Genomic DNA, 22161 nt, shown 5'->3' with positions numbered 1-22161 from the left:
CCTCCTCAAGCTCGCCGTGGTGTCAGCAGGGCAAGAGCCTGCAGGACCAAGGGGTGCACGAGTCTTGGCAAACGGCCAGAAAGTTGTTCCATAATAATAATATCTTCTTTCGGCACCGCATTCAGCAGCCTGAGCGCGGCGACATATACAAGAACGGCAAAAGCAATTGCGAGAATAAGACCAGTTGTGCCGCTGATATGATCAACGATCAGATAGGCGGCGGCGGCGCACGCCGCGGAAGCAGCCGCGACCCGCAAGACGTTGATGAACATTCCGCGCATCGAACCATCGAGATCCATTCGCCGCATCATTAGCAGGCACATCAGCGAAAAGGCGACCAAGCGGACGAGAGCTGCCCCTTCTCCGCCATACGCAGGCACAAGGACGAAGCAGCCGGCTACCATCAGCGCGCTTGCAAAGCCGCCGATCATCAGCCTCTCGCGGATACGGTCGACCGAATAAAGGTATTGGGTGCAAATCTGCATGAAGACATAGGGTGTCGCAGTCAATGCCAGCAGCGCGACGGTGCCGCCCGCGGGCCTGAAGGGCTCACCGAAGACAGCCACGATCAGTGGTTCGGAAATCGCGGCAAGCCCGAAGCTCATCGGAAGGGTGATGTAGGAAATGCCGCGCACAACGCCTTCGAATACGCTCACCGGCAGCTTACCGCCGGCGTTCGAATGAATCCGCTCCGAGTAATAGGGGAGAAGGCTGCCGCTTAGCTGGACGGGAAGCTGAAGCGCCAGATTCGCAAGCGTCAGGCCAACCGCATAAAAGCCAACCGCCTCGATACCCCAAAAACGCTGCAGGAACAGAAGCTCGATGCGGTTCAGGAAAATGGAGCTGTTGATGTATTCAAACGACAGCATCAGGGACGAGCTTGCGAGATAACCGACGCTTATGCCGCAAGCGTTCTTCGGAGCGGCGGCAATTCTCAGGGTGTAGAGGAACATCGGCAGCTGGCCGGCCACATAACCAGCCAGGGCGCCGCTAACCCCGAAGAAGATCGCGCCAAGCGTAACGACGGCCAGCTGTATTGCTGAACTGACGATCGTGAGGCGGAAAAACCGGGTGAGATCCTGCTCGCCAATCAAATAGTTCTTCGTATATGCGCCAATCGACTGAAACAGAAACAGGACGCCGGTGACCGCAACAACGGCGGGGGCGCTGTCGATCCAGTGCAGATCCTCGGCCTCCCGGAAAAACAGGCAGTAGCCGACAAGAAGCAGGATGGTGGAGAGAATTGTCGGCCGCACGAGGAAGGCCGCAAAACCGCGCCGCTGGAGCGGGCTGTAGCCCTGGGCAGCGAGCTGCGGCAGAAGCCGCAGGAGAGTGACGCCGGTCCCGAGCTCGGCGACAAGCGCGCCCGTCGTCACGAGCCACAACGAAAAAGCGATCGCACCGCTCGCTTCCGGACCGAGAAGGCGGGCGGCGACGATGGAGCAGGCAAAACCGGTCGCGAGCAGGGACAGCCCCGCCGCCGCGTTGAGTGCCGAATTCGCCATGATGCCCTTCGCCATGAAGACGCTTTCCCCTTTGCGCCGAACCGCCGGACGGCTTCGCGACGGCGCCCAGCCTATTTTTGAACCCTTAACATTTGGCCTTTAGAGTGCGGTTAACGTCGCCTTACGCGGCGCCTTTCCCGATTTGCGGAGGTATCGCTTGTTCAGCCTCGTCGTCTGCACGGTGGATCGTTTCGATCAGCTGGAGCGGCTGTTTTCATCGCTGACGCGGCAGGAGGAGCGCCGCTTTGAGGTGATCCTCGTCGACCAGAACGAGGACGACCGGCTCGGCCCGCTCGTCGACGGCTTCGCCGGCCGGCTGGCGATCCGACGCATCCGCTCGCCGCGCGGCCTTTCGCGGGCGCGCAACCGCGGGATCGATGCGGCGGCCGGCGACATCGTCTGCTTTCCCGACGACGACTGCTGGTACCGGTCCGGCACGTTGAAGACGGCGGCGGCGCTCCTTGCCGCCGATGCGCGGCTTGCGATCGTGACCGGCCGGACGCTCGATGCGGACGGGGCGCCGTCCGTCAGCCCGACGGGCGAGCAGCCGGTGACGATCACCCGGCGCAATTACCTTTCCTGCGGCAATTCCAACGGCATCTTCGTGCGCCGGCAGGCGCTTGCCGCCATCGGCGGCTTCGACGAGGCGCTCGGTGTGGGGGCGGCCTCGCCTTTCCAGAGCGGAGAGGAGGCCGACCTGCTGCTGCGCGCCATCGCCGCCGGGAAGACGCTCGGCTATTTTCCGGAGCTCATCGTCCACCACGACCAGGTGACGGCGGAAATCGGACCGCGGCAGATCGAGCGGGCGCGCAAATACGGGCGGGGCTTTGGGGCGCTTCTGCGCAAGCACCGCTTTCCCTTCGCTTACGTCCTGTGGCGGCTGGCGCGGCCGCTCGCCGGCTGGACTATTGCCGCTCTTCGCCGCGATCGGGCAGCGGCCGACTACAAGCGTGCCTGGCTTGCCGGCATCGCCGAGGGCTACCGCAGTTGGCCGCGCTGGGACGGAGCCTGATCCGGCAGGGCGATGATGCCGGCATAGACCTCGAAATAGCGCTCGGCCGCCGTTTCCCAGGAATAGGCTGAAGCCTCGCGCATCAAGCGGGCGCGCAACACGTCCGCCTCCTGCGTCAGCGCCGCATGGGCGTCCGCGAGCGCCGCCGCAGCAGCCTCAGGGCGAGAGAAATCCGCAATCCGCAGCATGCCGTGCCGCTTGCCCAGCGTGACGAAAGCCTCGTTGGCGTTCAGGACGGGCAGCAGGCCGGCGCTCATCGCCTCGACCGCGACGATGCCGAAGCCTTCGTATTCCGAGGCAGAGGCGAAGAGCGAAGCGCGAGAGAGGATCTCGCGGATCGCGGCGTTTTCCGGCGAGACGTGCAACGTGACGGCCTTGGCGAGGCCGCGTGCCGCGATCTCGCGCTCGAGGTCCGCTCCGCTAAGATCGGACGGCGCGCCGACGATATCGAGGTGCCAGCCGCCACCGTGCGCCTGCAGGGCTGCGACCGCATCGAGAAGCCGGTCGAGCCGCTTGTTCAACGAGAAGCGACCGATGGTGACGATGCGCCGGAGGGGTTCGCGTGCTGCCGCGCCAGCGAATTTGCCGATATCGGCGCCGTTCTCGATCAGCGGCGCGCGCTGTGGCGCGATTTCAGCGAACTGGCGTAGATCCGAGGCGCTGCAGCAGACGACGGTGCGATAGGCGCTGGCGGAAAGGCGCGTCAGCGTACGGAACCAGATCTTTTTGAGGGTTGCGAATTTGCGCGTGTGGAAGAAGCCGCCGTGGGTGGTGGCGACCATCGGCCGGCCGTGCAGCAGCCTGCCCCAGGCGAGCGCGTCGAAGAAGAAATCGACAGCGTGGACATGGACAAGATCGGCATCGGCGACGTGGCGGAAGACCTGCGGGGCGAACGGATATCGCGTGCTGCCCGACCAGGGAATGCGCACGATCTCGATGCCCTCGACGATTTCGCGGGCCGCGAGCTTTTGGCCCGGCGCGGAAAAGAGCGAATCGCAGGTGACGACGCGCACCCGCAGGCCGCGCTTCAGCGACTGCCGGCAGAGATTGGCGACGACATCCTCCAGACCGCCACGATTCGGCAGGAATTGGCGAACGACATGGACGATCAGCGGCGCGGCATCCGCGTGCCGCTCAAATGGGACGGTCTCTGTTTCGACTGCTGACATCTTCCACCTACCGGCCGCACGGCGGCAACTCGCCTAGACCAGATAGTGGATGGCGTTAAGGCGCGGTATACGCGCGAGGCAGGCAGAGCAAATTGTTGCGGAAGAAGGTTAACCGGATCAAAAGGCCCTGAAGGTCAACGTCGTCAGCGAGCGCACGATGCCGGGTATATTGGCGATGTTGTCGTTGATGAACTTACCGATATCCTGGCCTTCCTCGATGTAGACCTTGAGCAGCAGGTCATAGTCACCGCTGGTCGAATAAAGCTCCGAGACCAGTTCGGTCTGATAGATGGCGTCCGCGACCTCGTAGGTCTTGCCGGGGGCGCACTGGAGCTGGACGAAGATCGTCTTCATGGGAATTTCCTGCATCGAATTCTGATGGCGCGCATAATGCGCGAAAGCGCTCTTCCGATGCAAGCGCTCCTTCACTGTGCTTTTGCTTCAGCGACGATCCAGTCGCGAAAGGCGGAAAGGGGCGCATAGTCCGCCCGCTCAGGCGGATAGGCGAGGTAGTAGCGTTCGCTGCTTTCCAATTCCAGGCCGGTCGCGGTCACAAGGTCGCCGCGCTTCAGCTCGTCCTGAATGAGGAACGTCGGCAGAAGTGCGACGCCGAGACCGGCGATCGCAGCCTGTGCCGCTGTGGCAAACTGGTCGAAGAGCATGCCGTGCACGCTCTGGAAGACGACACCATTATCCGCAAACCACCGCTCCCAGGCGTCGGGACGGGTCGTCAGATGCAGGAGCGGAACACCAAGCAGATCGTCAGCTTTCAGGATGCCGTGTTGTTTCAGGAAATCCGGACTGCAGGCGGGAACCGTCGTTTCGGACATGAGGAATGTGAGTTCGGCCCCAGGCCAGTGAGGATGACCGAAATGGATTGCAGCATCGATGGAATCCAGCCGGAAATCGAAGGAGGAGAGCCGGGTGACAAGATTGATGGTAACGCCGGGGTTCCGGCTCAGAAAGCGGCCGAGACGCGGTGCCAGCCAGCGGGTCCCAAAGGTCGGCAGGATCGCGAGGTTCAACGTGCCGCCATGCGGGTTGGCTCGCAGGTTCAGTGATGCGCTGGAGATGCGGCGCAACGCTTCGCGGATCTCACGCGCATAGCTGTCGCCTGCGAGCGTCAGACGCACCGTCTGCCGCTCGCGAACGAAGAGCTCGACATCGAGTTGCTCCTCGAGTGCCTTGATTTGGCGGCTGACGGCGCTCTGCGTCAGGTCCAGTTCGCGCGCGGCAGCCGTCACGCTGCCGGTCCGAGCAACGGCTTCGAAGGCGGCGAGCAATGAAATGGACGGCAGAAGACGTCGGGACGGCAGCATAGTTCATTCCGTTTTAGAATGATCTGTTTCCAAAAGGTCGATATTCATAGCGTGGGTGGCTTTGTAAAGGACATTATCCTGCCAAAGCGGAATGACCCGGAGTTCCTGATGTCGAGCGCCTTCGTTTCCACCGACCGCATCCGTTCGCTTTTCACCGAAGCGATGTCGCAGATGTACCGCACCGAGGTGCCGCAATACGGCACGCTGATCGAGCTTGTGGCGGACGTGAACAGGGAGGTGCTGGCGGCGAACCCCGAATTGCGCGAACGTCTCAACCGTGCAGGTGAACTCGCCCGCATCGATGTCGAACGCCACGGCGCGATCCGCCTCGGAACCGCGGAAGAGCTTTTCACCATCCGCCGTCTCTTCGCGGTCATGGGCATGCAGGCGGTCGGATATTACGATCTTTCGGTTGCCGGCGTACCGGTGCATTCCACCTGTTTCCGGCCGATCGATGAGGCGGCGCTGAGCGTCAATCCGTTCCGCGTCTTCACCTCCCTGCTACGGCTTGAGCTGATCGAGGACGAAACGCTTCGCGCCGAGGCGGAAGCGATCCTGGCGAAGCGCCGGATCTATACGCCGCGCGCCCTTGCGCTGATCGAGCGGCATGAGCAGGCCGGTGGCCTGACGGAGGCCGAAGCGATCGAATTCGTCGGCCAGGCACTCGAGACCTTCCGCTGGCACGGTGAAGCGACCGTCAGCGCCGAAACCTACAAGCGCCTGCATGAAGCCCATCGTTTGATTGCCGACGTCGTCAGCTTCAAGGGGCCGCATATCAACCATTTGACGCCGCGCACGCTCGACATCGATGAAGTCCAGCGCCGCATGCCGGAACGCGGCATCACGCCGAAGGCCGTGATCGAAGGTCCGCCGCGCCGCGACTGCGACATCCTGCTGCGCCAGACGAGCTTCAAGGCGCTGGAAGAGCCGATCGCCTTTGCCGATGAAGCGGGAAGGAAGCAGGGCACGCATACGGCCCGCTTCGGCGAAATCGAGCAGCGCGGCGTTGCGCTGACGGCGAAGGGCCGCGCGCGTTATGATCAGTTGCTTGCTTCTGTTCGCGGCGAGGTGCAGGTGGGCGCCGCAGGCGCCAAGGCAACAGACTACGACAACGAGCTTGCCGAACGCTTCAAGGCCCTGCCGGACAGTTGGGACGCTATGCGCCGCGAAGGTCTTGCCTTCTTCCGCTATTCCGCCGCGCCCGCAGGTCTTGCGGCCGCCGTTCGCGGCAAGTTGCCGAGCGACGTCGAGGCGTTGATCGCTACCGGTTACCTGACGTCCGATCCCATCGTCTATGAAGATTTTCTGCCGGTCAGCGCGGCGGGCATCTTCCAGTCCAACCTCGGCATGGACCAGCAGCAGAACTATGCGACGCGCTCCAACCGGGCGGCTTTCGAAGACGCGCTGGGTGCAAGCGTGCAGGATGAGCTGGAACTTTATGCCGAGCTTCAATCGGGCTCTCTCGACGCCGCCATGACCATGCTGGGCATTGCCGGGCCGCAATTGAAAACCGTCGCTTGATGTCGCTTCCGCAATGCCCTCGGCGGCGCTAAAGTGCCCGCCATATTTGCCCAGAATGGACTGACCGATGCTGGATGATCCCCGCTCCCACGGGCTTTGGGAAAGGACCGCTCCGCAGCCGCCGGAAACACCGGCGCTGGACGGCGCGGTATTGGCCGATGTCGTGGTCGTCGGCGGTGGTTACACAGGGCTTTCGTCCAGTCTTCATCTTGCCGAGGCCGGGTCGAAGGTCGTGCTGCTCGAGGCCAAGGAAATCGGCTTTGGCGGGGCTGGGCGCAATGTCGGGCTTATCAATGCCGGTATGTGGGTGATGCCGGACGATCTGCCGGGCGTGCTCGGTCCGGTCTATGGAGAGCGCCTGCTTGAGCTTCTGGGCAATGCGCCAAGCCTCGTCATGGAGCTCATCGAAAAGCACGGCATTGCATGCGAGCTTGAAAAGAACGGCACGCTCCATTGCGCCGTGGGCGCGGAGGGGCTGAAGGAAATCGAGGCGCGTGCGGCGCAATGGTCGGCGCGCGGAGCCCCGGTCAAGCTTCTGGACGCTGCCGAGACCGCGCGCCGTATCGGCAGCACTGCTTACGCCGGTTCGCTGCTCGATATGCGCGCCGGAACGCTGCAGCCGCTCGCCTATGCCCGCGGCCTGGCGCATGCGGCCGTCAAGGCAGGCGTTTCCATCCATACATCGAGCCCGGTCATCGCGACCGAGCGAAATGGTAGCCGATGGATAGTGAAGACGGCCAAGGGCCAGGTGACCGCCGAGTGGATCATCGTCGCCACCGATGCCTATAGCACCGGGCCTTGGGAGCAGGTGCGCAGCGAGCAGGTGCATCTTCCCTATTTCAATCTAGCGACCGCACCACTCGGTCACAACCTGCAACAGTCCATCCTTCCCGGCCGCGAAGGCGTATGGGACACAAAGGAAATCCTCTCCTCGTTCCGGATGGACCAGGCTGGGCGCCTTGTCTTCGGCAGCGTCGGGGCGCTGCGCAACACCGGCGCCTCGGTTCATAAAGGCTGGGCGAAGCGCTCCCTCAAAAAACTCTTTCCGCAGATCGGCGACGTAGAGTTCGAATACGAGTGGTACGGCAAGATCGGCATGACCGACAATGCACTGCCGCGTTTTCACAAATTCGCGCCGAATGTCGTGGGCTTCTCTGGCTATAATGGCCGCGGCATAGCGCCCGGCACAGTCTTCGGCCGTACGCTGGCGGAGCATATTCTCGGCAAGATCGGTGAAGCCGATCTGCCCTTGCCGTTGACGGACCCGCGCGAGCCAGGGTTCCGCGCCCTCAAGGAAATGTGGTACGAAGCCGGCGCCCAGGTCGCGCACTTCGCCGATGCACGCTTTTAAGAACAAGAAGGTTGGAAACACATGACCATCGCTAGCCTCGATCTCGCAGCTGAAACGAAGAAGCTGCTTTCCGAACTCGGCGTCGATGCCGCCCGCTACACCGGCGGCACGCTGCGCGTCACCTCGCCGGTCACGGGCAAGGAAATCGGCCTGCTCAAGGAGCATTCCGTCGCCGATGCCAAAAAGGCAATTGACGAGGCACACAGGGCTTTCGCCGCATGGCTCGCCGTGCCGGCGCCGAAGCGCGGCGAACTCGTCCGTCTGCTGGGCGAAGAGCTTCGTGCGGCGAAGTCGGCGCTCGGCCGTCTCGTTTCGATCGAAGTTGGGAAGATCACCTCGGAGGGCCTCGGCGAGGTCCAGGAGATGATCGACATCTGCGATTTCGCCGTCGGCCTTTCGCGCCAGCTCTACGGTCTGACGATCGCCACCGAGCGCTCCGAACATCGCATGATGGAAAGCTGGCATCCGCTCGGCGTCGTCGGCATCATTTCCGCCTTCAATTTCCCGGTTGCCGTCTGGTCATGGAATGCGGCGCTGGCGCTCGTCTGCGGCAACTCCACCGTCTGGAAGCCATCGGAAAAGACGCCGCTCACGGCCCTTGCCGTGCAGGCGCTGTTCGAGAAGGCGCTGAAGCGTTTCGTCGCCGAAGGCGGCCAGGCGCCGGCAAACCTCTCGACGCTCTTGATCGGCGGCCGCGATGTCGGTGAAGTGCTCGTCGATCACCCGAAGGTGCCGCTGGTTTCCGCCACCGGCTCCACGGCCATGGGCCGCGCTGTCGGTCCACGGCTGTCGCAGCGTTTCGCGCGCGCAATCCTCGAACTTGGTGGTAACAATGCCGCGATCATCTGCCCGACGGCCGATCTCGATCTGACCCTTCGCGGCGTCGCCTTTTCGGCCATGGGGACTGCCGGCCAGCGCTGCACGACGCTTCGCCGCCTCTTCGTGCACGAGAGCGTCTACGATCAGCTCGTTCCGCGCCTGCAGAAAGCCTATGGATCGGTCACGATCGGCAACCCGCTGGAGAACGGCACGCTGGTTGGTCCGCTGATCGACAAGGCGGCTTTCGACAAGATGCAGTCGGCGCTTTCCGAAGCGAAGTCGTCAGGCGGCAAGGTCACCGGCGGCGACCGTGTTGAGAACGGTTCTGCCGATGCCTTCTATGTGCGTCCGGCGCTGGTCGAAATGCCGTCGCAGACGGGTCCGGTCGAGCACGAGACCTTCGCGCCGATCCTCTATGTCATGAAGTATGCGGATTTCGATGAGGTGCTCGAGCTGCACAATGCCGTGCCGCAGGGCCTTTCATCCTCAATCTTCACGAACGACATGCGCGAAGCCGAAACCTTCGTTTCCGCGCGCGGATCGGACTGCGGTATCGCGAACGTGAACCTTGGGCCGTCGGGCGCTGAAATCGGTGGTGCCTTCGGTGGCGAAAAGGAAACCGGCGGCGGCCGCGAGTCGGGCTCGGATGCGTGGAAGGCCTACATGCGCCGCACGACGAACACGATCAACTACGGCAAGACGCTGCCCCTCGCTCAGGGCGTCAAATTCGACGTTGAGTGATCGATAATCGCATGGAACCTGAAAGGGACGATGGCGTGACGCCGTCGTGCCTTTTTTTGTTCATGGCATTCCTCAATGGAATCGTTCTAAAGTTGATGCGTTTATTCAAGTATTTTTGATCACTTTGCTCTCCTGTAAACTTGAAAAAACCAATCAAGAAAAATATAGGGGGTGCGCGTCACCGAAATGGGGTGACACCGCCATGGAGGGTATCAATGAAAATTTCTCTTTCGCGCTTTTCCGCGCTTGCTTTTGCCGCCTCGCTCCTTGCAGCGACGTCGCTGGCTTCCAGCGCGAATGCGCAGGATTCCGAAGGTATCGTCGTCTACAACGCCCAGCATGAAGGCCTCGGCCGTGAATGGATCGATGCCTTCACCAAGGAAACGGGCATCAAGGTGACCATGCGCCAGGGCAGCGACATGCAGTTCGCCAACCAGATCATCCAGGAAGGCGACGCTTCTCCGGCTGACGTATTCCTGACGGAAAACTCCCCGGCTATGACGCTCGTCGACGGCGCCGGTCTCTTCGCTCCGGTCGACAAGGAAACGCTCGACCTGGTCCCGGCGCAGTACCGCCCGGCCGACGGCATGTGGACGGGCATCGCCGCACGCACCACCGTCTTCGCCTACGACAAGAGCAAGCTGACGGAAGACAAGCTGCCGAAGTCCATGCTTGACCTCGCAGACCCAGCCTGGAAGGGCCGCTGGGGTGCGGCGCCGGCCGGCGCCGATTTCCAGGCGATCGTCGGTGCGCTGCTGCAGCTGAAGGGCGAAGACGCAACGGCCGCCTGGCTGAAGGCGCTCAAGGAAAACGCAACGCCCTACAAGGGTAACAGCGTTGCCATGAAGGCCGTCAATGCCGGTGAAGTCGAAGGTGCGATCATCTATCACTACTACTGGTTCGGCGATCAGGCGAAGACCGGCGAGAACAGCAAGAATGTCGGCCTGCACTACTTCAAGAACCAGGATCCGGGCGCGTTCGTCAGCGTCTCCGGCGGCGGCGTCCTCAAGTCGACGCAGCACATGAAGGAAGCCCAGGCGTTTCTGAAGTTCATCGCCGGCAAGGCCGGTCAGGACATCCTGAAGAACGGCACGTCCTATGAATATGCGGTAAGCGGCGACTCCAACCCGGAGCTCGTTCCGCTCAAGGACCTGAACGCGCCGAAGGTCGAAGCGTCCGAGCTCGACAGCAAGAAGGTGGTCGAGCTGATGACGGCCGCGGGTCTCATCTAAGGCTTTCTGCCGCAGGCTATGTGAGTCAAAACCATTGCTTTTAACTCAAGAAAACCTTAGGGCATGACCCGATCCCTGCCAACCGCTTGAAACAGAAGCGGTTGGCTTCCTTTTTCAGCGACAAAAGGCGTGTGCCTTGCTGCAAGATAACAGACCATTTGCTTCTGAGTTCGCGCCTGTTAATGGCGCGCAGATTGGCGGTGGTTTGCTGCGAAGGCGCATTCCCCACCTCTCCGTCGTTGCCTTTGCCACGCTGATTGCCGCCCTGAGCCTTGTGCCGCTCGGCTTTATCGGCTGGGTCACTGTCGAGGTCGGCTGGCATACCGTCGAGGAGCTGGTGTTCCGGCCGCGCGTCGGCGAACTGCTCGTCAATACCGTCCTCCTCGAAGCGCTTACCATCCCCTTGTCGCTCGCTCTTGCGGTGACGCTCGCTTGGCTGACGGAGCGGACCGACATTCCCTTTCCGCGCATATGGTCGTGGCTCGCCGTGGCACCGCTTGCCGTTCCGGCGTTCGTGCACAGCTATGCCTGGGTCAGCCTCGTTCCCGGCATGCGCGGCCTGCAAAGCGGCGTCTTCGTTTCCGTGCTTGCCTATTATCCTTTTCTCTATCTGCCGGTTGCCGCTGCCCTTCGCCGCCTCGATCCGGCGATCGAGGATGCGGCGGCATCGCTCGGCCTCGGTCCCTGGGGCGTCTTTTTCCGCACGGTGCTGCCGCAGCTGCGGCTTGCGGTCTGCGGGGGCTCGCTGCTGATCGCACTGCACCTGCTTTCCGAATACGGCCTGTTCGTGATGATCCGCTTCGACACGTTTGCGACGGCGATCGTCGATCAGTTCCAGTCGGCCTATAACAGCCCTGCTGCCAATATGCTCGGCGGCGTGCTCGTCGCTTGCTGCCTCTTCCTGCTCGGCCTCGAAATCCTGCTTCGCGGCAACGAGCGGTATGCCCGTGTCGGCTCCGGTTCCGCGCGCCCCGCCGATCGCCGCCGTCTCGGCTGGTTCGTGGTCCCTGCGATCCTGTTGCCGGTCGCGCTTGCGGTCCTGACGCTCGGAGTGCCGCTGGTAACGCTCGGACGGTGGCTCTATCTTGGCGGTGCGGACATCTGGCGGCTGGATACAGTCGGAAATGCTTTCCTACAGACGATTGTCCTTGCGGTCGCAGGCGGCGTGCTGGCGACGATTGCGGCTGCCCCGATGGCCTGGCTTTCGGTTCGCGCACCTGGCCGTTTCCAACGGGTGCTGGAAGCCTGCCACTATTACGTCGGCTCGCTTCCGGGCGTCGTCGTAGCGCTGGCGCTGGTCACGATCACCGTGCGGGTGGCGTTGCCGCTCTACCAGACCTTTGCGACGCTCCTCGTCGCTTATGTCCTGCTCTTCCTGCCGCGCGCCATGGTCGGTCTTCGCGCCAGCATCGCACAGGCGCCGGTGGAGCTGGAGCGGGCGGCGATGGGCCTTGGACGGACCCCAGCGCAGGCCGTGCGCCAGATTACCATGCGGCTTGCCGCCCCCGGCTTTGCTGCGAGCGTTGCGCTATCGGCCCTCGGCATTACCAACGAATTGACGGCAACGCTGATGCTGTCGCCGAATGGGGTCGAGACGCTGGCCACGAAATTCTGGTCTCTTACCAGCGAAATCGACTATGTGTCGGCCGCTCCCTATGCGGTGATGATGATCGTGTTGTCGCTGCCGCTGACGCTTCTTCTCTATGTCCAATCGAAACGGACCGCCGGCCAATGACCCTGCTTACGATCCAGTCCGCCAGCAAACGCTATGGGCCGGTGAAAGCCCTGAACAATGTAACGCTGGAGGTTGCGGCCGGCAGCCGCACCGCGGTCGTCGGTCCCTCGGGCTCCGGCAAGACAACGCTGCTCCGCCTCATTGCCGGCTTCGAGTGGCCGGATGAAGGCCGGATCGTTCTGGATGGCCAGGCGCTCGCCGAAGGTTCGGCAGCGGTTCCCGCCCATAAGCGCGGCATCGGCATCGTTTCGCAGGACGGTTCGCTTTTCCCGCACCTGAGCGTTGCCGACAACATCGGCTTCGGCTTCGAGCGCGGCGCGCCCGATCGCGAAAAGCGGATCATCGAATTGCTGGATATGGTCGAGCTCGACCGCAACATGCTGACGCGCCGCCCTCATCAGCTCTCCGGCGGTCAGCAGCAGCGCGTGGCGTTGGCGAGGGCGCTCGGCCGCAAGCCGCGCCTCATGCTGCTCGACGAGCCTTTTTCAGCGCTCGACACCGGCCTTCGCGAGAATATGCGCAAGGCGGTTGCCCGCGTGCTGCAGGCGGCGGGCATCACGACGATTCTCGTAACCCATGACCAGGCGGAAGCTCTTTCCTTTGCGGATCAGGTCGCGGTGCTGCGGGAAGGCAAGCTGATCCAGGCAGGCACACCGCAATCGCTCTATCTGCATCCGAAGGATCGCGAGACCGCACTGTTCCTCGGCGATGCCGTCATGCTGCCGGCGATCATTCGCAATGGCATTGCCGATTGCGCGCTCGGCCGCGTAGCCGTCGAGGGGCAGCATCAGGGCAAGGCTGAAATCATGCTGCGGCCGGAGCAGATCCGCGTTGTTCGCGACGAAAGCGAACCGGTTCATGGCGGCCGCGTCGTTGAGGTAGAGTTCGGGGGCGCGACCTGCACGGTCGCGGTGTCGCTCGAAGGTGTGGCTCTGCCGCCGATCGTCATCAAGACGTCGAGCGTCGCCCTGCCTGCACGCGGCGATCGCGTTCGCCTCGATATCGCTGGAAAGGCGCATGTCTTCGCCGGCCGTTAAGCCGTCTTTCGCGAGACGCTTGGCGCTTCCTCTTGCTCCAGCCAGCCGCCTGTGAAACCGGCGCGCTCCAGGCCGCGACGGATTATCGGCGATTGCCGCATCAGGTTCCAGATGAAATCCGACCGGTCGTTTTCGATCGTCATCACCAGCAATCCCTGATCGATGCCGACGCAGCGATCGTCCACCCAGCCCTCCGGCCGCGCCGTCTTGACCGTGGGGTTGAAGCCGCCGGGGAAGCGGCCCTCGTAAAGCAGGCTGGGGTAGGTCGCAAGCAGCGCCTCCACGCCATCGAGCGCAGCCTGCCGGTCGTAAGGTAGCGAGGCGAGCGCCGCCCAGGGCGCAATCGTGCCGTCGTCCGGGCCAAGCGGTGCTCCGCGCGCAGCGTAGCCGAGGACCTTTGGATGGCGGCCGCCGCGCATCCGCCGTGTGGGCGGTGGACCATCGGAAGCGGAAAACCCCCAGATATCCTTGTTATAGCCGACGAAATGACCCGGATTGCGCTCGGCATAATCGCGCTGCACAGCGATCGAAACCTGCGTGTTGCGGAAATAATCCCAGTTGTGCGCCACCATCTCCTTGTCCTGGATTCCGCGGAAATCGATCCAGGCATGCGAAAAGAGGTGAATGAAGAGCGGTCCGGCGTAAAGATAGGGCTGCTTGCCGAAGAGCATCCACGAATAGCTTGAGACGAAGGCATCGTAGCTCGACTGTGGAATCGGATGCGTCGGCGAAGCAAGCGCCAGCGTATAGAGCAGGATCGCCTCGTCATAGCCCTGGTAGCGCCAGCGCAGAAAGCCGCTGCCGGGCTTCCAGCCCATGGATACGGCCTGCCCCTTGTTCAGTGCCCAGTGCCAATCGATCCGCTCGTAGATGAGCTTCGCAAGCTCGCGGATTTCTGTCTCGGCCTCGCCGGCACCATCGAAATAGGCGGCAGCCGTCAACATACCGGCGACGAGCAGGGTGGTGTCGATCGTCGAGAGCTCGCTGTTCCATGCACGATGGCCGGTGTCCATGTGCAGAAAATGATAATAGAAGCCGCGATAGCCCGTCGCGTGGCGTTCGCGCCCCTGACGGCTTTCGGCAAAGAAGCGGAGTGTCGCAAGCGTCCTGTCTGCGGCTTCGGCCCGCCGCATCCATCCGCGTTCGACGGCAACCGGATAGCTTGAAAGTGCAAAGCCGACGGCGGCGATGCTGGCCGGAACTCCAGCTATGGATGTATCCGCCACCAGGCCGTTTTCAGTGTTGGAATGTTTCAGAAAATACTCGAATGCGGATCTTTGCAGCCTGTCAATCAGGGCCGCGTCCGTCTCACCAATTCGTTGCAGCATACATCAAACCAACTGTTGCGCCCCGTCTCAACATGGCGATGCGTTGCGCACAAATCAATTGGTTTTCAGACGGCGCGACAAAAAGGCTGCAGCCGGGCACCGGTAAACGCCAGGATACAACACCTGCGAGGTCAACGAAAAAAATGCTGGAGAGCCGAAGAAGACAGCATCGCGCGCATGATCGCATGTGACGGCGCTTCTTCTTTTGAGAGAAACTGGAGCGGGCGAAGGGATTTGAACCCTCGACCCCAACCTTGGCAAGGTTGTGCTCTACCCCTGAGCTACACCCGCTCAATCCGCATCGGTCCGGGGTAGTTGGTGGACCGTGGGCTGCCGCCTTGCGGCGACGGGCGCTATATGGCCTAACCGATTTTCAAATGCAACAGGGAAATGACGGAAAGGCCAAGAAAAATTCGAAGGCTTCGGGAGCGGCTTCCTAAAACGCCGTATTTCCAAGGAAAAGCGCCTAGGGTGAACATTGCAAAACATGTTGCGCCGACTTAATCAGGGCGTCTAACCTCTTTCTTCCAGAGCAAGACGGATGCCGCGATGACCGAAGCCCAGCCGAAAAACAGAGACGATCTTTTTGCCTTTCTCGATGGTCTCGGCATCACGCATAGCACGCAGGATCATGTGCCGGTCTTCACCGTGGCTGAATCGGTATCGCTGCGCGACGCGATGCCGGGCGGCCACACAAAGAACCTTTTCGTGAAAGACAAGAAGGATCAGTTCTACCTTTTGACGGTCGAGGAACACGCCGTCGTCGATCTCAAGACGGTGCATACGCTGATCGGTGCTGCAAGCAAGGTTTCGTTCGGCAAGCCGGAGAAGCTGATGGAATACCTCGGCGTCGTCCCCGGGGCGGTCACTGCCTTCGGCGCCATCAACGACACGGGCAACAATGTGACGTTCGTGCTCGATGCCGACTTGATGAAAGACGAGATCATCAATTGCCATCCGTTGTCCAACGATGCGACCACGTCGATCGCGAGCGCCGATCTTATTCGATTCATGGAAGCGACCGGGCATAAGCCGCTTGTCTTGAAAGTGACAGCCTGAGATACGATTTTAACGCTAGAAAAGAGCCGGGAGACCGGCATGGCGGGAGATAACAATGAGCGGTAGCGACAATCCTTACGCAAATTCCTTCGGCGCACAGATGTCGGCAAAGGCGAGCTTTGGCTCGGCGGCGCCGCAGCCTGCGGCAGCCGGAGACCTCATCAAGGACACGACGACCGCCAACTTTGCGAAGGACGTCATCGAGGAATCGCGCAATCAGCCCGTGCTTGTCGATTTCTGGGCGCCCTGGTGCGGCCCGTGCAAGCAGTTGACGCCGGTGCTGGAAAAGGTGGTCAACGAAGCTCAGGGCCGCGTGAAGCTTGTGAAGATGAATATCGACGACCATCCGTCGATCGCAGGCCAACTCGGGATCCAGTCGATCCCCGCCGTCATCGCCTTCGCGGGCGGCCGTCCCGCCGATGGCTTCATGGGTGCCGTCCCGGAAAGCCAGGTTCGCCAGTTCATCGACCGCCTTGCCGGTCCTGCCGGTGCCGATCAGGCGGCGGAAATCGAAGCGGTGCTCGAGGAGGCAGCCGGGCTTCTGGCGGCGGGCGATGTCAACGGTGCTGCGCAGCTTTATGGGGCTGTGATGCAAGCCGAACCGGAGAATGCCAAGGCGCTTGCCGGCATGGCCGAATGCATGATTGCAGCCAACCAGCATCAGCGCGCTCGGGAAGCGCTGACCGGTCTGCCGGAGGAGCTTGCCAAGGACGCGGCCATTCAGGCGGTCCTCACCAAGCTCGACCAGATCGAAGAGGCCCGCAAGCTTGGCGATCCCGTTCTCCTGGAACAGGATCTCGCACGTGATCCGGACAACCACGAAGCCCGCATGAAGCTTGCGAAGATCCTCAACGTGGAAGGCAAGCGCGACGAGGCGGCCGACCACCTGCTGTACATCATGCGCAAGGACCGCACGTTCGACGACGACGGTGCACGCCGGCAGCTTTTGCAGTTCTTCGATGTCTGGGGTTTCAAGGATCCGGCGACGGTGGCAGCGCGCCGCAAGCTTTCTGCGATGTTGTTCTCATAACTTTACAAGCCCTGCCCTTGCGTTTTTGGGGAAGGGCCCCACATTTCAGAGCCAGGGCAGGAGGATCGTTCCTCCCGGGCGGGCGAATGCGGGACGAGTTTTGATGCAAGTCGGGAATGCCAGATATTTAAAGCCCGGCGATCTGCCAGATTCGATCGCCGTGTTTCCGCTGTCGGGTGCTCTTCTCCTTCCTACGGGGCAGCTTCCGCTGAATATTTTCGAGCCGCGTTACCTGACGATGATCGACGCTGCGCTCGCCGGCAACCGGCTGATCGGAATGGTTCAGCCTGCGCTCAGCGAAGGCGAGGTGAAGGTCAGCGACCCCCAGCTTGCTCCCGTCGGCTGCATCGGCCGGATCACCTCTTTCGCGGAGACGGGCGATGGGCGCTATATCATTTCGCTGACGGGCGTCTGCCGTTTCCGGTTGCTTGGCGAGAAGGTGACGCATGAGCCCTTTAGATGCTTCCGGATCGCTCCCTTCATTTCCGACCTTTCCGCACGCGATGAGGAGGATGCCGTCGATCGCGCCGCTTTGCTGTCGGCTTTCAGGGCTTACCTCGATGCCAACAAGCTGGAAGCCGATTGGGATAGCGTCGAGCGCGCCAGCAATCTGACGCTCGTCAACTCTCTTGCGATGATGTCGCCATTCGGCTCGGCGGAGAAACAGGCGCTGCTCGAGGCTCCGGATCTCAAGACCAGGGCCGAAACACTGATCGCCATTACGGAAATCGTGCTCGCGCGCGTTTTCGGTGACTCCGATACGGTTCTGCAGTAATCATCGGGCATGGACGAAAAACTCAGCCACGTTGATCCCAAACTGCTTGAGCTTTTGGTGTGCCCGCTGACCAAGGGCAGGCTCAGTTATGATCGCGAGCACAATGAGCTTGTCTCGGAAAAGGCGCGCCTTGCCTATCCGATCCGCGACGGCATCCCGATCATGTTGGTGTCAGAGGCCCGGCGGCTGGACGACTAGGTCGCGATTCTTAGATCGCTTCGCCCGCCAGAAGCCGGGGATTGTTCTTCGCCGTCGTGCCGGCTGCCTGGCCGATGAAGAAGGACTTGAGATTTGGCAGCCTGTCGACGATGCCGAGGCCGATGTCACGGACAACGCGCACCGGCGTTATGTCGTTGGAGAACAGCCGGTTCAGCACGTCGGTCGTCACTCCCATGCGAAAGGTGTCGAACCGGCGCCAGGACTGGTAGCGCTCGAGAATGTTGATCGAGCCGATGTCGAGGCCAAGGCGATCGGCCTCGACAATCGTTTCAGCCAGCGCCGCGACGTCCTTGAAGCCGAGATTAAGGCCCTGGCCGGAAATCGGATGAATGCCGTGTGCCGCATCGCCTGCGAGTGCGAAGCGCGGCGCCACGAAGGCGCGGGCGAGCGTAAGGCCCAGCGGAAAGGCGCGCCTTTCGCCGATGACCTTCAGCGCGCCAAGCTTGTGGCCAAAGCGGCGCTCCAGTTCCTCATCGAAGATCAGGTCATCGCCGGCGACAAGCCGGTCGGCATCGTTGGTGAATTCGGTCCACACGAGCGAAGAACGGTTGTTGGTGAGCGGCAGGATCGCAAAGGGGCCGGAGGGAAGGAAGTGTTCTTCGGCGCAGCCGTTGTGGGACCGCTCGTGCTCGACGGTCACCACGATGCCGGACTGGCCATAATTCCAGCTCACCGTTTTTATGCCTGCCAGATCGCGGAGCTTCGACCGCACGCCGTCGCAGGCAACGAGCAGGCGTGACTCCAGCGTACTGCCATCGGACAACGTGACGGAGATATGATTTTCTTCCGTTGTCAGTCCCGTGGCGCTCAGCCCATGCCGGATTTCGACGCCAAGCCGCTGGCAGACGCCGCGAAGCGCGCGAACCATGACGGCATTCGGGATCATGTGCGCAAAGGGACGGCCTTCTTCCACCTCGCCATCGAAGGTGAGAAAAACCGGACGAACCGGGTCGGATGTCCTGGAGTCGGTGACGATCATCTTGGTGATCGGCTGGGCATCCGGCAAGATTTCGTCCCAGATACCAAAGACTTCCAGCATCTTTGACGCCGCGGCAATGATCGCGGAGGCGCGCATATCCTTTTGCCAGATATGCTCGGGCGCTGCCTCAACGACGGTCACATTGAGGTGGGGTGCTGCCTGCTTGACCGCGACCGCTGCTGAAAGGCCGACGTAACCTCCGCCAACAATCAGCATGTCCAGCATCGCCTATTTCCCCGCGCCTTGTGATGACAATCGTGATCTATATAGACCATCGCCTTCTCACTTCCTACAGCCGGGAGCCGAACAAAATGATGAAAGACGCGGCAAAGCCGACCGCCATGGAGACACTGCTCGCCACTCTCGATCTCGAACCGATCGAAGTGGATATTTTTCGCGGCCGCAGTCCGCAGGTCGGCTGGCAACGCGTTTTCGGCGGCCAGGTGATCAGTCAGGCGCTGATGGCGGCCCAGCGAACGATCGAGGCTGAGCGCTTCGTTCACTCGCTGCATGCCTATTTCATGCGTCCGGGGGATCCTTCCGTGCCGATCATCTATCAGGTGGAGCGCATCCGCGACGGATCGAGCTTCAACACGCGCCGGGTTGTCGCGATCCAGCACGGTGAGGCAATTTTCGCCCTCTCATGTTCCTTCCAGGTCGAGGAATCGGGTTTCGACCATCAGATCGTAGTGCCCGAGGTGCCGATGCCGGAAAAGCTGCTTGGCGAGCAGCAGATCAAGGAGCAGTACCTGGCGCACGCGCCGGCGGCCATGCGTAAATATTGGGAACGCGAGCGGCCGATCGAGATCCGGCCTGTTTCGCTGACGCACTACTTTTCCGACAGGAAGCTCGACCCGCGCCAAGACGTCTGGGTGCGCGCGACGGGGCCGGTTCCCGAGGACCGACGCTATCAAGCTGCAGTGCTTGCCTATCTCTCCGACATGACGTTACTCGGTACCTCGCTCTACGCCCATGGAACCTCGATCTTTGACCAGACCCTCCAGGTGGCCAGTCTCGACCATGCGATGTGGTTCCACCGTCCGGACAAACTCGACGACTGGCTGCTTTATACGCAAGACAGCCCGTCCGCTTCCGGCGCTCGCGGTTTAACCCGCGGTAGTCTGTTTACGCGATCCGGTATTCTGGTTGCGTCAGTGGCGCAGGAAGGACTGATCCGGAAAAAGGCAAATGAATAAATAATGTGCATATTTATAAAATTGCGCATTATTTGTTCATTTGCTCGCCGATTATTTGCGGGTTTGTTCGTGCCTTCGATTATAGCTGTTACATTTCAATAGCTTATAAACTGTCGCGAATCTGGCACATCCTTTGAATGTCTATCTTCGGTCGCTGCCCGTGAACGTCAGCGGCAAGGAGAGTCGGCTCCGGGCCGAGGATAACGAAGGATGGGAAAACCAGATGAAAATTGTGATGGCCATTATCAAGCCGTTCAAGCTCGATGAGGTCCGCGAAGCGCTTACGGCGATCGGCATACAGGGCCTGACCGTGACCGAAGTGAAGGGCTACGGGCGCCAAAAGGGACATACCGAAATCTACCGCGGCACGGAATATGCGGTCAGCTTCCTGCCGAAGCTCAAGATCGAAATCGCAGTCGCCTCCGAGCTCGTCGACAAGGCGGTCGAAGCCATCGCGTCGTCGGCCAAGACCGGCCAGATCGGCGACGGCAAGATTTTCGTCTACTCGATCGACCATGCCGTTCGCATCCGCACGGGCGAAACCGATTCAGAAGCGCTCTAAGAACCGCTGAGCAAGGAGCATTATTCCAATGTCAATCTCGAAGTTTTCCTCCATCTTTGCGCGGTTCGGCACTGCGTCGGCTGCGCTTCTTGCGCCTGTCGCCGCCTTCGCACAGGACGCGGCAACGACGGCCGCTCCGGCCGCCGCTGCAGCTGCCTCTGCCATGACCATGGACAAGGGCGACAACACCTGGATGCTGATCTCCACGGTTCTCGTCCTGATGATGACGATTCCGGGCCTCGCGCTGTTCTACGGCGGCCTCGTTCGCGCCAAGAACATGCTTTCGGTTCTCATGCAGGTCTTCATGATCACGTCCGTCGTCATGATCATCTGGGTCACCTACGGCTACTCGCTGGCCTTCACCGATGGCGGCTCGCTGAACAGCTTCGTCGGCGGCTTCTCCAAGGCCTTCCTCGCCGGCGTCGACACCACGTCGCTCTCCGAAACCTTCACGAAGGGCGTTGCCATTCCGGAGCTGACCTTCGTCTGCTTCCAGATGACCTTCGCCTGCATCACGCCTGCCCTGATCGTCGGCGCATTCGCCGAGCGTATCAAGTTCTCGGCTGTCATGCTCTTCGTCGTCCTCTGGGTCACGTTCGTCTACTTCCCGATGGCGCACATGGTCTGGTTCTGGGGCGGCCCGAGCGCATATGACGGTCCGTCGGGTCTCATCTTCTCGTATGGCGCGATCGACTTTGCTGGCGGCACGGTCGTTCACATCAACGCCGGTATCGCCGGTCTCGTCGGCGCGATCATGCTCGGCAAGCGCACGGGCTATAAGAAGGAGATCATGGCTCCACACTCGATGACGCTCACCATGGTCGGCGCATCGCTTCTGTGGGTCGGCTGGTTCGGCTTCAACGCCGGTTCGAACCTCGAAGCAAACTCCTACGCATCGCTCGCAATGATCAACACCTTCGTTGCAACGGCTGCTGCCGCTGTGTCCTGGTGCATCGTTGAAACCGTCGCCCGCGGCAAGGCTTCGATGCTCGGTGCCGCTTCCGGTGCCGTCGCCGGTCTCGTTGCCGTTACCCCGGCAGCTGGCTTCGCAGGTCCGATGGGGTCGATCGTTCTCGGCCTAATCGTCTCGCCGGTCTGCTACTTCTTCGTCGACGTCGTGAAGAACAAGTTCAACTACGACGACAGCCTTGACGTTTTCGGCGTCCATTGCGTCGGCGGTATCCTCGGCGCAATCGGCACCGGCATTCTCGTCAACCCGGCTCTCGGCGGTGCAGGTATCGTCGACTACTCGACGCCGGACTTCGCCGCTTCCTATGCCGGTACGGCAACTCAGGTCTGGGCTCAGTTCAAGGGCGTCCTGACGACGATCGTCTGGTCCGGCGTAGGTTCCGCGATCCTCTACAAGATCGTTGATGTCATCGTTGGCCTGCGCGTGACCGTCGAAGCAGAGCGCCAAGGTCTCGACCTGTCGACCCACGGCGAAGCCGCTTACCACTCTTCTTGATTGGCGTAATTGCGGCGCCCGGCGAGGGCGCCGCTGAACAGCCCGTCGCGGCTTATTGATATGTAAGCCGCATTTGGCCCGGACCTTGAAGGTTCGGGCCCTTTTAT

At 61.6% G+C, this 22161-nt stretch carries 20 protein-coding genes and 1 tRNA gene; 14 read left to right on the top strand and 7 right to left on the bottom strand.

Annotation, left to right across the window (positions count from 1 at the left end):
• Window positions 1-5 precede the first annotated feature (5 nt).
• Window positions 6-1520: a lipopolysaccharide biosynthesis protein gene (locus tag HGP14_RS20565; protein ID WP_168831744.1), complete on the bottom strand. Its 1515-nt coding sequence runs from the start codon at window positions 1518-1520 to the stop codon at window positions 6-8.
• 142 nt (window positions 1521-1662) lie between these two features.
• On the opposite strand from HGP14_RS20565, the gene HGP14_RS20560 reads away from it, so the two are divergent.
• On the top strand, window positions 1663-2517 hold the full coding sequence (locus HGP14_RS20560; protein ID WP_168831743.1) for a glycosyltransferase family 2 protein: 855 nt from the start codon (window positions 1663-1665) through the stop codon (window positions 2515-2517).
• Here HGP14_RS20560 and HGP14_RS20555 read toward each other — a convergent pair.
• From HGP14_RS20555 to HGP14_RS20545, 3 genes are all read right to left on the bottom strand, one after another.
• Entirely contained in the window at window positions 2484-3686 is a 1203-nt protein-coding gene (locus HGP14_RS20555) for a glycosyltransferase family 4 protein (RefSeq protein WP_168831742.1), read from the bottom strand. The two genes, HGP14_RS20560 and HGP14_RS20555, sit on opposite strands and share 34 nt — an antisense overlap.
• 117 nt (window positions 3687-3803) lie before the next feature.
• Window positions 3804-4040, bottom strand: a complete 237-nt coding sequence (locus tag HGP14_RS20550; RefSeq protein ID WP_168831741.1) for an Lrp/AsnC ligand binding domain-containing protein — start codon at window positions 4038-4040, stop codon at window positions 3804-3806.
• A 71-nt stretch (window positions 4041-4111) separates the two neighbouring features.
• On the bottom strand, window positions 4112-5005 hold the full coding sequence (locus HGP14_RS20545) for a LysR family transcriptional regulator (RefSeq protein ID WP_168831740.1): 894 nt from the start codon (window positions 5003-5005) through the stop codon (window positions 4112-4114).
• 108 nt (window positions 5006-5113) lie between these two features.
• On the opposite strand from HGP14_RS20545, the gene HGP14_RS20540 reads away from it, so the two are divergent.
• The 6 genes from HGP14_RS20540 (at window position 5114) to HGP14_RS20515 (ending at window position 13441) form a co-directional block, all read left to right on the top strand.
• Complete coding sequence (locus tag HGP14_RS20540) at window positions 5114-6526, top strand: VOC family protein (protein WP_168831739.1); 1413 nt, start codon at window positions 5114-5116, stop codon at window positions 6524-6526.
• A gap of 67 nt (window positions 6527-6593) precedes the next feature.
• Complete coding sequence (locus tag HGP14_RS20535) at window positions 6594-7877, top strand: NAD(P)/FAD-dependent oxidoreductase (protein WP_168831738.1); 1284 nt, start codon at window positions 6594-6596, stop codon at window positions 7875-7877.
• Window positions 7878-7898: 21 nt separating this feature from the next.
• On the top strand, window positions 7899-9437 hold the full coding sequence (locus HGP14_RS20530) for an aldehyde dehydrogenase family protein (protein ID WP_168831737.1): 1539 nt from the start codon (window positions 7899-7901) through the stop codon (window positions 9435-9437).
• A 215-nt stretch (window positions 9438-9652) separates the two neighbouring features.
• A complete protein-coding gene (locus HGP14_RS20525) occupies window positions 9653-10669 on the top strand; it encodes an iron ABC transporter substrate-binding protein (protein WP_168831736.1) in 1017 nt (338 codons plus the stop codon).
• Between the two features lie 136 nt (window positions 10670-10805).
• Entirely contained in the window at window positions 10806-12404 is a 1599-nt protein-coding gene (locus tag HGP14_RS20520) for an iron ABC transporter permease (RefSeq protein ID WP_168831735.1), read from the top strand.
• Window positions 12401-13441, top strand: a complete 1041-nt coding sequence (locus HGP14_RS20515; RefSeq protein ID WP_168831734.1) for an ABC transporter ATP-binding protein — start codon at window positions 12401-12403, stop codon at window positions 13439-13441. Before HGP14_RS20520 ends, HGP14_RS20515 begins: the two co-directional genes overlap by 4 nt.
• Here HGP14_RS20515 and HGP14_RS20510 read toward each other — a convergent pair.
• Both HGP14_RS20510 and HGP14_RS20505 read right to left on the bottom strand, forming a co-directional pair.
• The gene (locus HGP14_RS20510; protein ID WP_168831733.1) at window positions 13438-14769 is read right to left on the bottom strand and encodes a glucoamylase family protein; all 1332 of its coding nucleotides are present in this window, start codon (window positions 14767-14769) and stop codon (window positions 13438-13440) included. The genes HGP14_RS20515 and HGP14_RS20510 overlap by 4 nt on opposite strands.
• A 216-nt stretch (window positions 14770-14985) precedes the next feature.
• Window positions 14986-15060, bottom strand: a tRNA-Gly gene (locus tag HGP14_RS20505).
• Between the two features lie 258 nt (window positions 15061-15318).
• Between HGP14_RS20505 and HGP14_RS20500 the strand changes: the two genes are divergently transcribed.
• From HGP14_RS20500 to HGP14_RS20485, 4 genes are all read left to right on the top strand, one after another.
• Window positions 15319-15828, top strand: coding sequence for a prolyl-tRNA synthetase associated domain-containing protein (locus tag HGP14_RS20500; RefSeq protein ID WP_168831732.1), 510 nt, complete (start codon window positions 15319-15321; stop codon window positions 15826-15828).
• A gap of 55 nt (window positions 15829-15883) precedes the next feature.
• Entirely contained in the window at window positions 15884-16858 is a 975-nt protein-coding gene (gene trxA, locus HGP14_RS20495; RefSeq protein WP_168831731.1) for a thioredoxin, read from the top strand.
• A gap of 103 nt (window positions 16859-16961) precedes the next feature.
• A complete protein-coding gene (locus HGP14_RS20490) occupies window positions 16962-17633 on the top strand; it encodes an LON peptidase substrate-binding domain-containing protein (protein ID WP_168831730.1) in 672 nt (223 codons plus the stop codon).
• Window positions 17634-17642: 9 nt separating this feature from the next.
• A complete protein-coding gene (locus HGP14_RS20485; RefSeq protein ID WP_168831729.1) occupies window positions 17643-17831 on the top strand; it encodes a Trm112 family protein in 189 nt (62 codons plus the stop codon).
• 10 nt (window positions 17832-17841) lie between these two features.
• Here HGP14_RS20485 and HGP14_RS20480 read toward each other — a convergent pair whose 3' ends face one another.
• Window positions 17842-19056 carry a ubiquinone biosynthesis hydroxylase gene (locus HGP14_RS20480; protein ID WP_168831728.1) on the bottom strand — a complete coding sequence of 405 codons (1215 nt, stop codon included), beginning with the start codon at window positions 19054-19056 and terminating at the stop codon, window positions 17842-17844.
• Window positions 19057-19142: 86 nt separating this feature from the next.
• Here HGP14_RS20480 and tesB point away from each other — a divergent pair, with 86 nt between their 5' ends.
• From tesB to HGP14_RS20465, 3 genes are all read left to right on the top strand, one after another.
• Window positions 19143-20027, top strand: coding sequence for an acyl-CoA thioesterase II (tesB, locus tag HGP14_RS20475; RefSeq protein WP_168831727.1), 885 nt, complete (start codon window positions 19143-19145; stop codon window positions 20025-20027).
• Between the two features lie 223 nt (window positions 20028-20250).
• Window positions 20251-20589 carry a P-II family nitrogen regulator gene (locus HGP14_RS20470; protein ID WP_113360322.1) on the top strand — a complete coding sequence of 113 codons (339 nt, stop codon included), beginning with the start codon at window positions 20251-20253 and terminating at the stop codon, window positions 20587-20589.
• Between the two features lie 28 nt (window positions 20590-20617).
• The gene (locus HGP14_RS20465; protein ID WP_168831726.1) at window positions 20618-22054 is read left to right on the top strand and encodes an ammonium transporter; all 1437 of its coding nucleotides are present in this window, start codon (window positions 20618-20620) and stop codon (window positions 22052-22054) included.
• Window positions 22055-22161 lie beyond the last annotated feature (107 nt).

Source organism: Rhizobium sp. P32RR-XVIII, from assembly GCF_012641395.1.
Classification (GTDB): domain Bacteria; phylum Pseudomonadota; class Alphaproteobacteria; order Rhizobiales; family Rhizobiaceae; genus Rhizobium.
The sequence above is the reverse complement of the archived record's forward strand: the minus strand, read 5'-3'. Positions and strand labels throughout refer to the sequence as shown.

Coding starts and splice junctions, on each gene's coding strand:
- HGP14_RS20565 (WP_168831744.1), bottom strand. CDS start 1,520: ATGGCGAAGGGCATCATGGCGAATTCGGCACTCAACGCGGCGGCGGGG.
- HGP14_RS20555 (WP_168831742.1), bottom strand. CDS start 3,686: ATGTCAGCAGTCGAAACAGAGACCGTCCCATTTGAGCGGCACGCGGAT.
- HGP14_RS20550 (WP_168831741.1), bottom strand. CDS start 4,040: ATGAAGACGATCTTCGTCCAGCTCCAGTGCGCCCCCGGCAAGACCTAC.
- HGP14_RS20545 (WP_168831740.1), bottom strand. CDS start 5,005: ATGCTGCCGTCCCGACGTCTTCTGCCGTCCATTTCATTGCTCGCCGCC.
- HGP14_RS20540 (WP_168831739.1), top strand. CDS start 5,114: ATGTCGAGCGCCTTCGTTTCCACCGACCGCATCCGTTCGCTTTTCACC.
- HGP14_RS20535 (WP_168831738.1), top strand. CDS start 6,594: ATGCTGGATGATCCCCGCTCCCACGGGCTTTGGGAAAGGACCGCTCCG.
- HGP14_RS20530 (WP_168831737.1), top strand. CDS start 7,899: ATGACCATCGCTAGCCTCGATCTCGCAGCTGAAACGAAGAAGCTGCTT.
- HGP14_RS20525 (WP_168831736.1), top strand. CDS start 9,653: ATGAAAATTTCTCTTTCGCGCTTTTCCGCGCTTGCTTTTGCCGCCTCG.
- HGP14_RS20515 (WP_168831734.1), top strand. CDS start 12,401: ATGACCCTGCTTACGATCCAGTCCGCCAGCAAACGCTATGGGCCGGTG.
- HGP14_RS20510 (WP_168831733.1), bottom strand. CDS start 14,769: ATGCTGCAACGAATTGGTGAGACGGACGCGGCCCTGATTGACAGGCTG.
- HGP14_RS20500 (WP_168831732.1), top strand. CDS start 15,319: ATGACCGAAGCCCAGCCGAAAAACAGAGACGATCTTTTTGCCTTTCTC.
- trxA (WP_168831731.1), top strand. CDS start 15,884: ATGAGCGGTAGCGACAATCCTTACGCAAATTCCTTCGGCGCACAGATG.
- HGP14_RS20490 (WP_168831730.1), top strand. CDS start 16,962: ATGCAAGTCGGGAATGCCAGATATTTAAAGCCCGGCGATCTGCCAGAT.
- HGP14_RS20485 (WP_168831729.1), top strand. CDS start 17,643: ATGGACGAAAAACTCAGCCACGTTGATCCCAAACTGCTTGAGCTTTTG.
- HGP14_RS20480 (WP_168831728.1), bottom strand. CDS start 19,056: ATGCTGGACATGCTGATTGTTGGCGGAGGTTACGTCGGCCTTTCAGCA.
- tesB (WP_168831727.1), top strand. CDS start 19,143: ATGATGAAAGACGCGGCAAAGCCGACCGCCATGGAGACACTGCTCGCC.
- HGP14_RS20470 (WP_113360322.1), top strand. CDS start 20,251: ATGAAAATTGTGATGGCCATTATCAAGCCGTTCAAGCTCGATGAGGTC.
- HGP14_RS20465 (WP_168831726.1), top strand. CDS start 20,618: ATGTCAATCTCGAAGTTTTCCTCCATCTTTGCGCGGTTCGGCACTGCG.